At 55.6% G+C, this 12,165-nt stretch carries 15 protein-coding genes and 1 tRNA gene; 6 read left to right on the forward strand and 10 right to left on the reverse strand.

Annotation, left to right across the window (positions count from 1 at the left end; translation table 11 throughout):
• Nucleotides 1–816 (forward strand): PQQ-binding-like beta-propeller repeat protein (locus tag SV253_06310; GenBank protein ID MDY6775675.1); only part of this gene is annotated, 816 nt, incomplete at its 5' end.
• On the opposite strand, the gene SV253_06315 is transcribed toward SV253_06310, so the two are convergent.
• Complete coding sequence (locus SV253_06315; GenBank protein ID MDY6775676.1) at nucleotides 813–2,048, reverse strand: YeeE/YedE family protein; 1,236 nt, start codon at nucleotides 2,046–2,048, stop codon at nucleotides 813–815. The two genes, SV253_06310 and SV253_06315, sit on opposite strands and share 4 nt — an antisense overlap.
• A 61-nt stretch (nucleotides 2,049–2,109) precedes the next feature.
• Nucleotides 2,110–2,370 (reverse strand): sulfurtransferase TusA family protein, encoded by a 261-nt coding sequence (locus SV253_06320; GenBank protein ID MDY6775677.1) that lies wholly within the window; start codon nucleotides 2,368–2,370, stop codon nucleotides 2,110–2,112.
• Between the two features lie 184 nt (nucleotides 2,371–2,554).
• Between SV253_06320 and SV253_06325 the strand changes: the two genes are divergently transcribed.
• Nucleotides 2,555–3,295: an alpha/beta fold hydrolase gene (locus tag SV253_06325; protein ID MDY6775678.1), complete on the forward strand. Its 741-nt coding sequence runs from the start codon at nucleotides 2,555–2,557 to the stop codon at nucleotides 3,293–3,295.
• Here the strand turns inward: SV253_06325 and SV253_06330 are convergent.
• The 3 genes from SV253_06330 to SV253_06340 form a co-directional block, all read right to left on the reverse strand.
• Complete coding sequence (locus SV253_06330) at nucleotides 3,284–3,847, reverse strand: magnesium transporter (GenBank protein MDY6775679.1); 564 nt, start codon at nucleotides 3,845–3,847, stop codon at nucleotides 3,284–3,286. The genes SV253_06325 and SV253_06330 overlap by 12 nt on opposite strands.
• Nucleotides 3,847–4,440 carry a magnesium transporter gene (locus SV253_06335; GenBank protein MDY6775680.1) on the reverse strand — a complete coding sequence of 198 codons (594 nt, stop codon included), beginning with the start codon at nucleotides 4,438–4,440 and terminating at the stop codon, nucleotides 3,847–3,849. The genes SV253_06330 and SV253_06335 overlap by 1 nt, the downstream gene beginning before the upstream one ends.
• Nucleotides 4,441–4,501: 61 nt before the next feature.
• Nucleotides 4,502–5,200 carry a hypothetical protein gene (locus SV253_06340; GenBank protein ID MDY6775681.1) on the reverse strand — a complete coding sequence of 233 codons (699 nt, stop codon included), beginning with the start codon at nucleotides 5,198–5,200 and terminating at the stop codon, nucleotides 4,502–4,504.
• A 111-nt stretch (nucleotides 5,201–5,311) separates the two neighbouring features.
• On the opposite strand from SV253_06340, the gene SV253_06345 reads away from it, so the two are divergent.
• Nucleotides 5,312–6,496 carry a TrkA C-terminal domain-containing protein gene (locus SV253_06345; GenBank protein MDY6775682.1) on the forward strand — a complete coding sequence of 395 codons (1,185 nt, stop codon included), beginning with the start codon at nucleotides 5,312–5,314 and terminating at the stop codon, nucleotides 6,494–6,496.
• Nucleotide 6,497: 1 nt separating this feature from the next.
• Here the strand turns inward: SV253_06345 and SV253_06350 are convergent, their stop codons facing one another.
• A complete protein-coding gene (locus SV253_06350) occupies nucleotides 6,498–6,752 on the reverse strand; it encodes a hypothetical protein (protein MDY6775683.1) in 255 nt (84 codons plus the stop codon).
• Between the two features lie 85 nt (nucleotides 6,753–6,837).
• Here SV253_06350 and SV253_06355 point away from each other — a divergent pair, with 85 nt between their 5' ends.
• Nucleotides 6,838–7,332: a CinA family protein gene (locus tag SV253_06355; GenBank protein MDY6775684.1), complete on the forward strand. Its 495-nt coding sequence runs from the start codon at nucleotides 6,838–6,840 to the stop codon at nucleotides 7,330–7,332.
• On the opposite strand, the gene SV253_06360 is transcribed toward SV253_06355, so the two are convergent.
• Together SV253_06360 and SV253_06365 are read right to left on the reverse strand one after the other, a co-directional pair.
• Entirely contained in the window at nucleotides 7,329–8,792 is a 1,464-nt protein-coding gene (locus tag SV253_06360; protein MDY6775685.1) for a cobyric acid synthase, read from the reverse strand. The two genes, SV253_06355 and SV253_06360, sit on opposite strands and share 4 nt — an antisense overlap.
• Before the next feature lie 2 nt (nucleotides 8,793–8,794).
• A complete protein-coding gene (locus SV253_06365; GenBank protein MDY6775686.1) occupies nucleotides 8,795–10,543 on the reverse strand; it encodes a S16 family serine protease in 1,749 nt (582 codons plus the stop codon).
• A gap of 142 nt (nucleotides 10,544–10,685) precedes the next feature.
• Here SV253_06365 and SV253_06370 point away from each other — a divergent pair.
• Both SV253_06370 and SV253_06375 read left to right on the forward strand, forming a co-directional pair.
• Nucleotides 10,686–10,759, forward strand: a tRNA-Pro gene (locus tag SV253_06370).
• 44 nt (nucleotides 10,760–10,803) lie between these two features.
• Nucleotides 10,804–11,010: a hypothetical protein gene (locus tag SV253_06375; protein MDY6775687.1), complete on the forward strand. Its 207-nt coding sequence runs from the start codon at nucleotides 10,804–10,806 to the stop codon at nucleotides 11,008–11,010.
• 6 nt (nucleotides 11,011–11,016) lie between these two features.
• Here SV253_06375 and SV253_06380 read toward each other — a convergent pair whose 3' ends face one another.
• Together SV253_06380 and SV253_06385 are read right to left on the reverse strand one after the other, a co-directional pair.
• Nucleotides 11,017–11,265, reverse strand: coding sequence for a hypothetical protein (locus tag SV253_06380; GenBank protein MDY6775688.1), 249 nt, complete (start codon nucleotides 11,263–11,265; stop codon nucleotides 11,017–11,019).
• A gap of 176 nt (nucleotides 11,266–11,441) precedes the next feature.
• On the reverse strand, nucleotides 11,442–12,101 hold the full coding sequence (locus tag SV253_06385; protein ID MDY6775689.1) for a hypothetical protein: 660 nt from the start codon (nucleotides 12,099–12,101) through the stop codon (nucleotides 11,442–11,444).
• Nucleotides 12,102–12,165 lie beyond the last annotated feature (64 nt).

The following is a 12,165-nucleotide window of genomic DNA, read 5'->3' on the forward strand; positions in this document are numbered from 1 at the left end:
CTCGGCGACGAGATAAGAGCCTCTCCCGCAGTCAGCCAAGACGGCTCGACGGTCTATGCCGGAACAGTCGGAGGCGACCTCTACGCCATCGACAGTTCCAACGGCACTCCTGAGTGGGAGTTCTCGACACGTGACGAGATACATACAGCACCCGCTGTCTACGACGGAACAGTCTACATAGGGAGCACCGACGGACGTGTCTACGCCGTCGACGCCGAGTCGGGTGAGGAAGCCTGGAACAGCAACCAGCAGTACGCAGTCCGCGTCTCGCCCGCGGTCGACGAGTCGGGTGTCTACACCGCAAGCGACATCGGTCAGGTAATTTCGTTCACTATGGACGGAAGTATGAGATGGGGTAAGAGCTACGAGATAGAGGCAGCACCTACTCTCGGAGACGACAGCCTGTATGTCGGAAGTACCGACGGTAGCCTCTACTCCCTGTCGAAGAACGACGGCTCCGAGAACTGGAGCTTTGAGACGGGGGACAAGATTCTTACTTCACCCGCCTTAGCCGAGGGGGTCGTCTACTTCGGGAGCCTCGACGGAAGCCTCTACGCAGTTGACGCCGAGTCGGGAGAAGAGGTCTGGAGCTTCTCCGCGGGGAGTGAGATAAGATCCTCGCCTGCTGTTACGGCTGAGACCGTCTGTTTCGGAAGCTCCAACGGAAATATATATGCGGTGTCGAGAGACGACGCGTCGGAGGTCTGGAGTCTCAAGACACGTTACGGCACGAGGTCGTCGCCCGCTGTGGTAGGAGAAAGAGTCTTTCTCGGAAACCAGAACGGCAATCTCTTCTCTATAACCGGCAGCTTCTAGAGCTCACAGCCTATGTCTCTGTACATCCAGTGGGTCATTATATAGACACCTATCACCATTCCGACGGTTCCGACGACTGCGTTCATCGTAAGCTGAGCGAGACCCGAGTACATGTTGGCTATGTTACAGCCGGGTATCATCCTCGAACCTATGCCCATACCCAGACCACCCACGACGGCGTTCGGGACGCGTTTCATCTTAGGCATCCTTATGTCGAACTCGCCGCTCCAGAGCGAGGCTAAGAAAGCTCCGAAGACGAGTGAGGCGACTAGGAGCATCGGTGGTGCTATAGCACCCGGGACTACGGCGTTAGACGGACCCATCGAGAGATTTTTCTGGTAGAACGCCGCTATGTATCCGAAAGGTCCTGTGAACGAGACATTCTGGAGGTCGACTACCGGGTTGAGTATGAGTGCTAGCCAGCCGACCTCGGGTCCTGTCATCGCTATGTACGCACCCGAGTAGCCGTCTATCGTGTTCATGTAGGCGAACCACGGTATGCTCACGAATCCGATTCCGATTCCCGCCGTCTTGGCACTCCACGGGTCTTTCATCCTCTGTGCGAAGCTCTTGTCGGAGTCGAAGAAGCCAGAGACGTACGACTTAGTTCCCTGACTGAAACTGTTCCATCCCGCGGCGAAGACTCCCATGTTAGCCTGTGCCGACTCAGCACCCGAGATGCCCGCTCCCGAGTCGGCGACTTTTCTTCCGACTAAGACGACGTAAGCCACGACGATCGCTCCGGCTCCTATCACTCCCATGACTATCGGCGGAAGTCCCATCTCGAAGAGTGAGAATCCCTCCGCGAACGTGAGTGATGACTTGATAGGCGAGAGAGTCGGGAACAGAACGCTGTAAACTATGTATCCGACACCCATGAAGACGAGTGTTATCCAGAACTGGACGTATCCCTCTCCTGCACGGTAGAGTGTTCCGCTCGCACATCCCCCGGCATATGTCATCGAGACGCCGAAGATTATGCCTCCTATGATGCCGAAGAGCGATATCGACGAAGTCCACCAGTTCGCGCCTCCCATAACCGTGGCGACACCTGCCCAGAGGAGCATAGTGACGCCTATCGCCGAGACGACTCCCTTGGTGACACGTGAGTCCTTGAAGGCGATGAAGTCTCTCAGGGCGTGTACGAAACAGAACCTCCCCTTCTGCATGAACACCCCGATAGCTGTTCCGACGACTACCGAAAGTACGAGTCCCCCTAATCCTATTGCCATTTTTTCCTGTGTTATAAGATGAATAAGCTGGGTTGTCTGTGAACTGTACGTCAGAGCCTATCTACGCCATCGTGACGTAGAGGTGGAACGTGCCGTCGTTGTCCCAGTACTTGACATCGCCGTCGTCACCGACTACTTCGGGAACGTTCTCGACCGAGTCGACGTGGTCGGTTACCTCGACGAATGTCTCTCCCGGCGACAGCTTCTTCATAGCCTTCTTCGCCTCAAGCTGGGGATACGGACATACCTCTCCTGTTACGTCTATCTCCATGTCTGCGTCTATCTCGTCTGCCTCATCCTTGGTAATCTCTGTCGGAGACATACTGTACTCTTACCGAGAACTGTACATAAAACTTTCTTCGACGTATTAGCTACGACATTTGTCAAGTAAAATTCGAAAATGTGGGTAAATTACACGTAAATTTGGGGCATATGCCCGAAAGACTTTAAGTTAGTGCCTTTCGGAGTTACTGTAGGAGCGGTGACGTAAGAAGCTAACGGAAAGTATGCACACGAGACGTAGATTCCTCGGCTTGGTCGGGGGAACAGCTCTGACAGCTTCGGTGGCTGGATGTACAGGAGGATCGGAAGCCGAGATAGAGCCCGAGACGGTGTCTCTGACGGCGTCGGACGGTGTTGGTATAGAGGCTACCTACTACGCTTCCGACGAAGAGACTCCGCCGGCTGTCGTACTTGCTCACCAGCTCGGCGGCGACAGGAGTCAGTGGGGAGACTTCCCGAGACTCCTCGCTCACGAAGGCTTCAGCGTAGTCTCTGTCGACCTGAGAGGACACGGCGAGAGCGAGGGTGACTGGCAGAGCTTCGAGGAGGCTGACTTCAGAGGCATGGTCAACGACGTCGCGGCGGCGGAGTCTTATCTCTTCGAGAGGGGAGCCGACGACTCCCGAACCGGAATGGCGGGTGCTAGCATAGGTGCCAACACGGTTCTCGACTACGTCTCTGAGGGCGACCCCGACGCACTCCTCCTCCTGTCACCCGCGAAGTCGTACAGGGGGATAGATGTCGTTGAGGAGGCTGAGACATACGACAAGCCGGCACTCGTGGGATACTTCTCGGAGGACAGATCCGAAGCCGCGAGAAACGAGGCGGGAAGCATCGGCGAGTCTCTGGGAGCGAAGGTCGAGGAGTACGAAGGAGAGGGACACGGCGTCGACGCACTTGACATAGAGGGAAAGCCTCAGGAGTACGTCGACTGGCTCTCGTCGAACTTGAGCTTAGACGACTAAGACCACCACGGCGGTGAGTATCACGACTCCGAGTATGTCACAGACGTTGGTCACAACGGGTATTACGACGTCGTCGGGGTCGACACCCGTGACGTAAGCGAGGTATGTCGCCACGAGACTCACCACTACTACAACCGACGCGAGTACGGTTCCGCTCACCACAGAGACCGTGAGGACTGTTGCGAGGCTCAGACTTCCGCCTATGACTGTTATGCTCAGACCGTACGTAGAGAAGCCGAGGAGAACGAAGACAGTCAGGGCTAGCCCGAAGACAGCGACTATGTTCGACGCCACAGCCGGATCACGTGGGTCGAGCCTCATGGTTCCGAGATGGAGACTTGTCGAGAGACGTGACGACAGCATAGAGCCGAGGTTTCCCCCCATGCCTATCATGACGGGAACTAAGACGAGTAGCGAAGGGTTCTGTAGGTAAGACCTCCGGAGACCTTTGAGTATCACCCCCGAGCCCATTTCGAGAGCCGACAGGACGACGAGGAGCGGAAAAGTAGAGCCCACTAGCCTTCGGACGTCCCACGACGAGGACACCGACATCAGAGTAAGCCCCCATCTACTACGAGAACTCCAACATAGAGGTAGACGACTCCAAATACGTCTCCCGAGGTCGTGACTATAGGACCTATGAGGAGGTCGGGATCGAGACCGCGTCTGTATCCCGCGAAGAGTACGACCAGGAGGAAAAACGTGAGTGTGACTGCACTCAGAACCGCAGCCACGACGGATATACCTATCAGACTCGGAAGCGGAGCGGGCTGTCTTCCGAGGAGAGGCAGGAGTAGCCACGACGCGAGTCCTATCAGAACAGAGATCGATACTCCGTTTACGACCGAAGCCGTGACGGCGTTCGCGAGTCTCTCGTCGTACTCGAACCTCGGCTCTACGAGACCCTGGTGTAGACCCGTCGAGATCCGAGCCCCGAGCGAGCCGTATACGTTGCCTCTCGTAGCGAGCATTGCGGGAACCATCACGAGAAGACCCGGCACCGACTCCATCGCCGACCTCATTGCGTTTCCGCCGAGAAATACACCCGCGAATAGACCCCCGACGAGGCTGACTAAGAGAACAGGAACCGCGTCTCTGTAGATCTCCGCGCTCCTCTCTAAGACGGTTCCGCGCGTCTGATCCATACAGTTCTATCCATGTGGCTCGACTTAACTCCTGTCACGTAACGTCAGCCTCGTCAGTATCCTACCTTCCGAAGATCCACCATTTGATACGTCTCGGAAGCGAAGCCTCACGGTACTCCTTCTGTTTCTTGAGGTACGCCTTTATCTTCCGCCTGTCCTCCCTGTCCTGTATCAGCTTCGACTTCTCGTACTCGAGACGTGCGACAGTCGATTCGAGACCCTCTATGCGTTCCTCGGCTTTCTCCTCCAGATCCTCAAGAGCCTCTCTGTACCTCTCCTCCTTCTTCTCGATCTTCGCCTCGTGTGACTTGAGCTTCGTGTAGAGCTGTTTCCTGTCCCTCTTGACCGACTTGAGCCTGTCTCTAAGCTCCTCGACCTCCTCCGACCGGCTACGTCTCTCTTCCTCTACCGTCTCTGTCAGCTCTTCGAGCCTCGACTCAGCCTCCCTCTTCTCACGTCTGAGCCTCTCGTTTTCGTCTTCGAGTTCTTCTATCCTCTCTTTGAGCCTCTCTCTCTCGTCCTCGTGCCTACTTATCTCTTCCTCGTACTCCTGTCTGAGATCGTGCAGGTCGGTCAGCTTAGACAAGCCGTCTCTGAGGCCCTCGTCTCTCAGGTCTACCTCGAGGAACTCCTCGGAGTCTCTCTCAGTATCAGTATCGGGGTTAGACTCAGACGGGTCGTGTCTCGGGAGTTCACCCCCCTCCTCCGATCCCGAGTCGTCGGTCTCCTTCTGAGTAGAACGTACGGACGGCTCATCCATCTTACTTCAGAGTTGACTTCTAACCTCATATACCCTGTGTCAGACGTCCGTCTTACTGTCTGTGACAAGACATACCAAAGATTTACCTCATAGACGACTAACCGTGTATTAATGCGCGGCATAGAGTACGAGCCACGTAACGTCAAGGAGATACTCACGGAGATGAAGGACACCTCCGAGCTCATGGTCGACCTCGCCTACTCCGCTGTCCTCTTCAAGAACCGTGAGATAGCGCAGGAGGTTCTCGAACTCGAAGAGAGGATGAACGTCCTCCAGTACCACGCACGTATCGCTCTGATGCTCGCCGCGCGAAGCTCCGACGACGCAGAGAAGCTAGTCGGAATCTTTCAGATAGTCGGAGCCGCCGAGAAGATATCGAACGCCGCCGAGGACATAGCCGAGGTTCTCCTCAGGGAGATGGGTCTTCCTGAGTCGCTGAGGGGTGCTCTCCCCGAGGCTAAGGAGTCGGTGATGCGTGTGACTGTCGAGGAAGACTCCGAGATCGCGGGTAAGTCACTCGGGGAGACTGACCTCGAAACACAGACAGGGGCTCATGTCTTCGCCATAAAACGTGACAACGACTGGATATTCGCGCCACAGAAGGAGACACGTGTCCTCAAGAACGACGTCGTCTTCTGTGAGGGACCCGAGGAGGGTCTGAGGGACGTCCATCTCAAGGCGACTCGTGAGGAGAAGAGCTACGAGGGTGCCGTCGCGAGCGCGATAGAGGATCTCGACAGGGCGGTCAAGGCGATAATAGCGATGAAGAACAAGGCGGAGCTGTCGGTGGGTCTCGCCTACAGTGCTATACTTTTCGAGAACGAGAGGCTAGCGAGCCAGGTTCAGGTATTGGAGTCGGAGACTGACGAACTCATGCAGAACTTAGAGGACTGGGTTCTCGAGTCAGCGTGTCAGGTCGAGAATCCCTCGGATCTGAGAGGACTCATACATCTCGCTATCTCGTCGGAGGTCATCTCGGACGCCGCACTTGAGATGGCTGACGTAACTATGCGTGACATGGATCCCCATCCCGTCTTCGCCGAGGCTGTTATGGAGAGCAACGAGATAATAGCCCAGGTCGGGGTCGAGGAAGGGAGTAAGCTCGACTCAGAGACATTACGGAGTCTCAACCTCGAGACTGAGACGGGCATGCACGTCATGGCTGTGAGACGAGATGAAGGCTGGATATACAACCCCTACGCTGAGACACGTCTCGAAGCCGACGACACAGTGATAGCGAGAGGCACGCGTTCGGGCAAGAAACGTCTCAAGAAGATGGCGCGGTCTAGAAGCTGACTCACTCCGTCTTTGTCTCCGTCTCCTTCATACCGAGTCTCAGCCAGTTGGCGAGTGTGAGGCTTATAGTCACGAAGCCCGTGAGCGCGACTGCCGAGACTACTGACAGAGCCGCGTAAAGATATAGGGGATATGTGTTGTTCCCGGCGTTGAGAGTCCGGGCGTAGAAGAAGAAGCCCCCTACGACTACACCTAACACGCCGCCGACTACGGCGTTTCTCCTGACTCCCAGCCTCTCGAGGAACTCCCTTCTCATACCGTCAGAGTACGCTGTCTCGTCACTTTAAGCTGTCGGAAACTACTATGTCCCCGGAGGTGGGAGTATAAACCAAGACAAGACCATGTCGGATCTACACAGACGTGCCTCGAACGCCCTCCGGAGAACCGACTCGACTGTAGCGACCGCTGAGTCGTGTACCGACGGAAGGGTGGCGTACCTACTGACGAGGACGCCCGGAGCGAGCGACTACTTCGAGACCGCATTCGTGACCTATACCTACGACTCGAAGACGAGACATCTCGGGATAGACCGGGAGACACTCGACCGACACGGTGCTGTGAGCGAAGAGGTCGCAGCCGAGATGGCGAAGGCGGCGCGCGACAGAGCCGTGACGACGTGGGGTGTCTCGACCACGGGCTACGCGGGACCTACGGGCGGCGACGACGAAGATCCCGTAGGAACGGCTTACGTAGCTGTCTCGTACGCCGGAGACTGGGGGTCGGAGGAGTCTTATACTGTCGTCGAAAGGATCGAGTGTGACGGAGACAGGGACGAGAACCGCGACTGTATAGCCCGGAAGGCGGTCGAGCTACTCAGTTATGAGATAGACGACTAGCTCTTCTCTGACTCCGCCATCTCAAGTATAACGTCGGTGTCGAGGTTCTGCCTAACGAGACGTGCCGCCTCGTCGTACGGGTTGGAGACATCGAGGTCTTTCTCGGCTCCTCCTAGGGACTTGACGAAGAACTCCCTGAAGCCGTCGTTAGAGAAGAGACCGTGTAGGTAGGTTCCGAGGACTCTGTGGGTGACGAAGCCGTCGTCTCCGAAAGCCGTCTCGACCTCGACCTCGACCTCGTCGTCGTCACCGAGAGCCTCCGTCTCCCCCATATGTATCTCATACCCCTCTACGGTGTCCTCAAAGCCCGAGAGAATCCCCTCCTCTCCTGATCTTAGCTCCACCTGACGCGTCGTCTTCTCGTCGTCGGAGTCGAACCGCGTTCTGACGGGTAAGAGATCGAGACCCTCTATCTCTTGTCTCTCATCGGCGACCGACTCCGCGCCCTCATCTATAATCGACTCGCCGAGCATCTGGTAGCCCCCACAGATCCCGACTACGACGCCGCCGTACGATCTTATCTCGTCGAAGAGGTCGGTGTCTCTCAGACTCACGAGGTCGTCGGCTGTGTTCTTAGTCCCCGGTATCACGACGGCGTCGGGATCATCTAACGAAGAGTCGAGGTCGATGTACCTCAGACTCACGCGGGGGTCGGCTTCGAGCGGCTCGAAGTCGGTGAAGTTCGAGATATGCGGGAGACGTACGACGCCGACCTCTACACTTGCGTCTTCGGAGCCTCCTCCTGATCTGTCGTCTATCGACAGCGAGTCCTCCGAGGGCAGGTCGAGGTCGGTGTGGGGAAGGACGCCTAAGACGGGGACTCCGGTGAGGTCTTCGAGGTCTTCGAGACCCGGCTCCAGAACGTCGAGCGAGCCTCTGAACTTGTTGATTATGATACCCTCTAAGTTCTCACGTATGTCGTCGGGAAGTAGCTCAACTGTGCCGTAGACGCTCGCGAAGACGCCGCCTCTCTCTATGTCGGCGACGAGAAGTACAGACGAGTCGGTGAATCTTGCTGTCTCTATGTTAGACAGGTCGCGGTCGTGTAGATTTATCTCGGCGGCTCCTCCCGCGCCCTCGGCGACTACGACGTCGTTCTCGTCTGCGAGTCTCTCGTACGCCTCTCTTGCGTGGCGTCTCATCTCGTCGAACTCGTCGTAGTACTCGGTCGTCTCCCTGTCGCCGTGTACGTCTCCGAGGAGTATCACCTGTGAGACGCCGTCGCCCTTCGGCTTTAGGAGGACGGGGTTCATCTCGACGGATGGCTCCTTCCGCGCCGCCCACGCCTGTACCGCCTGTGAGATTCCCATCTCACCTCCTTCGGAGGTCACCCACGAGTTGTTGCTCATGTTCTGCGCCTTGAAGGGCGCGACTTCGTAGCCCTCGTCTGACAGAAAACGGCATAGCGCGGTCACTACGGTACTCTTTCCGGCGTGGGAGGAGGTTCCGAGTACGAGCATGGTCAGTGTTTGGGTTTGAGACGTCTCACTAAGACCGACGCGAGGAGACCCACTAAGACGAGAGCCGCGACTGCGAGGGGTGTCCCGGGTCTGATGAGGCTCTCCGACTCGCCGTTTACGACGGGATCAGTCACTCTTTCGAGACCCGCGGGCGTCTTCGAGGGTGGCTCCTTTATCTGTGCGTTGTACTTGGCTATCAGCTTTGCCTGTTCGTAGACCTCGAACTTCATCCTCTCGTCTTCGAGCGAGTTCTGGCTAAACAGGTAGAGGCTCACTGGGAGTGTCGAGTCTATTCCTTTTCTCTGTGCGTCGAGTATCTCAGCTCTTGCCTCACGTTTCGAGGTCTTGTACTCACGTGTGATATTGGGGTTGACGTCGAACGACTGGAGACGAGCCGAGAGGACTCCGAACGCCGACAGCGAGTCGATCATCGAGCCGTAGTAGTAGCCCTTCTCGTAGTTGGTGCGTGCGGTAGTCAGGCTGTTGGGTCTGAAGTTATCCGGGAGGTCAAACATCACCTGGAAGTAGTCCCAGACTCTCTCGGTTCTGTCGAGATGTGACTTCGCGACCGTCTTTATACGCGGGTAGTCGCGTGTCTCCGACTCGGGCTGCTGTGTCACGTTGACCCAGTAACGTGCGGTTCTCGCCCTCTCGTACGCGAAGCCGAGCCTGTTTGCTGCGACATCGACCTCCGTGGAGTCGAGACTACCGACGCCTTCGAGACGTGCCTCAGCCTTCGTTATACGTGACTCCGAAGCCTGCAGTCCCGTTAGTGCGGTCGTCTCTCTCCGTGACTCCAGGTACTCCTTGCTCGTGTCTATCTCGTTCCTTACTTCCTGCTTGACTGCATCGAGCCCCTCGTTCTCTATCTTCCTCTCGAATATCGCCGACCTCATCGTTATCATCGACTGGAAGAAGGCACTCGTGCTCGAGTAGTAAGACTCGTTGTCGAAGTAGCTCTCCCCTCTCTCGATCTCGTTCTCAGCCTGAGTCGTGTTTATGCCTCTCTCGCGCGACTCTTCGAGGAGGGCGTACGAAGAGTTTCTGAGATTCGAGGCGAGACCTCTCATACGTCTCGTGAACGACTCCGACCTCACAGACGCGTTCATATTCACTTTGTTCTTATCACTTGACACCTTCTTACCTGTGACTACCTCGACTGCTTCTGCGACAGAGCCGACTTCTACTACTTCGATGCCTCTCTGGTTACCGATCTTAGTCAGGTTGGTCTTCTCGGTGATTCTCGATCCTCGCGGGCCTCTCTCTATATCCTTTATCCTCGTCTGCCCCGTCGGAACTACGAGCCTGTCGTATCCCTCCGACGCCGAGACGTTGAGTTTACTCTCGACTCCTCCTACAGGACCTATGCTACCGTCGGGATTGACCATTCCCGTAATTACTGTGTCGTCAGTCTCCCAGCCCTCTATCTCGGCTACGGTCTCGACAGCCATAGCCGCGCCCGCGCTCGGTCCGTCGATCTTCTCGGAGTTGATCTCGACTCTGTATACGAAGTCGTACTTCGACATGTCTATGTCTGTCATGTCGCTCGCGACGAACGCCGCGAGGTACGCACTCCCTCTCAGAGTGTCGCCTATCTCGGTTCCGTCGGTTCCCTCGACCGTGACCTCTCCGGTTCCTTCACTTATGACCACGTCGACCTCGGCGACACTACCCTGGTCTCCGTCTTTCGTCACAGCAGGGACGTGTATCGTAGCCGAAACCGGCTCGACACATACAACGAGTAAGAACAACAGAGACAGAGCTTTCCTCGTCGTAGGACTCAGACTCAAATGCATGTGCTTAGCCGAGATTCGTCTTCTTACACGATAAAACCTCCCGTATAAGAATCAAAACAAAGCTCTTATAGCACAAACAGTCCAAGACATAGATAGAGGGACCGTAGGGTAGCTTGGTTATCCTCGGCCGCTGGGGGCGGTCGGACTTGAGTTCGAATCTCAACGGTCCCAGTTCACCAGTCCCAGTTTTACTGATAGATGTCCCAAACATAGATATGGACGAGAACACGGGCATGGGCAGACCAGCCGTCAAGTACGTCTTGTCATTGTTGTTCTCACTGTTAACAGCCAGCCTTGTCGGGGTTACTCTCTTCGAGGAGAGTCCCGATCCCGGGAGTCCACAGAGGTTAGTCTTAGTCATAGTATTCTTCACTGTATTCACAGTTCTGTTTGCGTGGGACTCGGGGTATCTAGGACAGTGAACTCCCTCATCTCAGATACTCGACTACGAGTGCTGCGACGTATCCGACGCCGAATCCCAAGGTGCCGAAAACGACCGCGGCTACGCTAAACACAAATAGACTCTCCGGGTCGAGAAGAAACGCTGTCTTTTCTGCCAGACTCCGGCTAGAAAGTCCGAAGAAAGCCCAGTCAGCGTTGAAACCGAAATATGACCCGAAGACGGCGATCCAAGAGACGAGTAATGGCTGTTTCCGATACCCTAGGGAGACAGACATTATCATACCAACGGCAGTTGCGTCCCCGGGAAGAAAGATAACTCCGCCTTCTACCCCAAATACGCCTATCGCATATCCCACGAACGTCCCAAGACCTACTACTATACTGGCGAGAACTCCCAGTCTTCTTTCGTGTCTGTCTCCGAGTATTAGACTATCTACTGATTCTAGGACTTTCATCGTATTACGCTAACTGGACGTATAGCTCGCCTCACAAATCCTATCAGTGTTTTTCGTACAAAAGCCACCAGACCTGTCTCGGTCTCATCGAGGACATATTTCTCCTCTTCCCTGTGTACAACGCCCGAATCCACGAGGTATTCGATGGCTTCCTTCACACGCGACTCGGTGAGTTCACACTCCTTGGACAGACTCTCGATGTCCTGTGGTCTGTCTCTGAGTTTATCCGCGATGAGATGTGAATGGCTCATCAAGAGAAACAAGTCAGTCGACGACAGGTCTTCCATCTCGTCGTGTCTGGAACCCGGACTGCTTCTGTCGTAGAAATCAGCCAAACCATCCAGCAGTATCCAGACTCCGAAAACTAACAGTACCGCAGGAAGCCATAGCTCTCCGCTGTCCCCGGAGAATGAGATATACCCCATACCTAAACTTGCCGTAACCACTCCAACCCCCACCGCGACCTTGACGTATCTCCTGTCAAATCTCGATCTATTAAGTTCGAGTGTCTGACTGAGTAGACCTGAAACGATCACGACAGCTACTGTCCCCCACGAAATATCGAAGAACACCCGGGCTACTACGACAACTCCAACTGCTGAGAGAAGAGTAAGAGGACTGACCTCCTCACGCAGTTCAGAGTCCTTCCTCAGCATATAGAAGAGATTATTCTTATTTCATTAAGGACTTGTGGTATTTAAAAGAATGATCCCACATAGA

It is taken from the genome of Candidatus Afararchaeum irisae (genome assembly GCA_034190545.1).
In the GTDB taxonomy this organism is placed as follows: Archaea; Halobacteriota; Halobacteria; order Halobacteriales; family Afararchaeaceae; genus Afararchaeum; species Afararchaeum irisae.

Bases quoted from the DNA above. Each gene is read 5' to 3' on its own strand.
- SV253_06355 (MDY6775684.1), top strand. From the start codon at position 6,838: ATGTCGGATCTACACAGACGTGCCTCGAACGCCCTCCGGAGAACCGAC.
- SV253_06385 (MDY6775689.1), bottom strand. From the start codon at position 12,101: ATGCTGAGGAAGGACTCTGAACTGCGTGAGGAGGTCAGTCCTCTTACT.
- SV253_06340 (MDY6775681.1), bottom strand. From the start codon at position 5,200: ATGGATGAGCCGTCCGTACGTTCTACTCAGAAGGAGACCGACGACTCG.
- SV253_06360 (MDY6775685.1), bottom strand. From the start codon at position 8,792: ATGCTCGTACTCGGAACCTCCTCCCACGCCGGAAAGAGTACCGTAGTG.
- SV253_06380 (MDY6775688.1), bottom strand. From the start codon at position 11,265: ATGTCTGTCTCCCTAGGGTATCGGAAACAGCCATTACTCGTCTCTTGG.
- SV253_06330 (MDY6775679.1), bottom strand. From the start codon at position 3,847: ATGTCGGTGTCCTCGTCGTGGGACGTCCGAAGGCTAGTGGGCTCTACT.
- SV253_06320 (MDY6775677.1), bottom strand. From the start codon at position 2,370: ATGTCTCCGACAGAGATTACCAAGGATGAGGCAGACGAGATAGACGCA.
- SV253_06350 (MDY6775683.1), bottom strand. From the start codon at position 6,752: ATGAGAAGGGAGTTCCTCGAGAGGCTGGGAGTCAGGAGAAACGCCGTA.
- SV253_06315 (MDY6775676.1), bottom strand. From the start codon at position 2,048: ATGGCAATAGGATTAGGGGGACTCGTACTTTCGGTAGTCGTCGGAACA.
- SV253_06335 (MDY6775680.1), bottom strand. From the start codon at position 4,440: ATGGATCAGACGCGCGGAACCGTCTTAGAGAGGAGCGCGGAGATCTAC.
- SV253_06325 (MDY6775678.1), top strand. From the start codon at position 2,555: ATGCACACGAGACGTAGATTCCTCGGCTTGGTCGGGGGAACAGCTCTG.
- SV253_06345 (MDY6775682.1), top strand. From the start codon at position 5,312: ATGCGCGGCATAGAGTACGAGCCACGTAACGTCAAGGAGATACTCACG.
- SV253_06375 (MDY6775687.1), top strand. From the start codon at position 10,804: ATGGACGAGAACACGGGCATGGGCAGACCAGCCGTCAAGTACGTCTTG.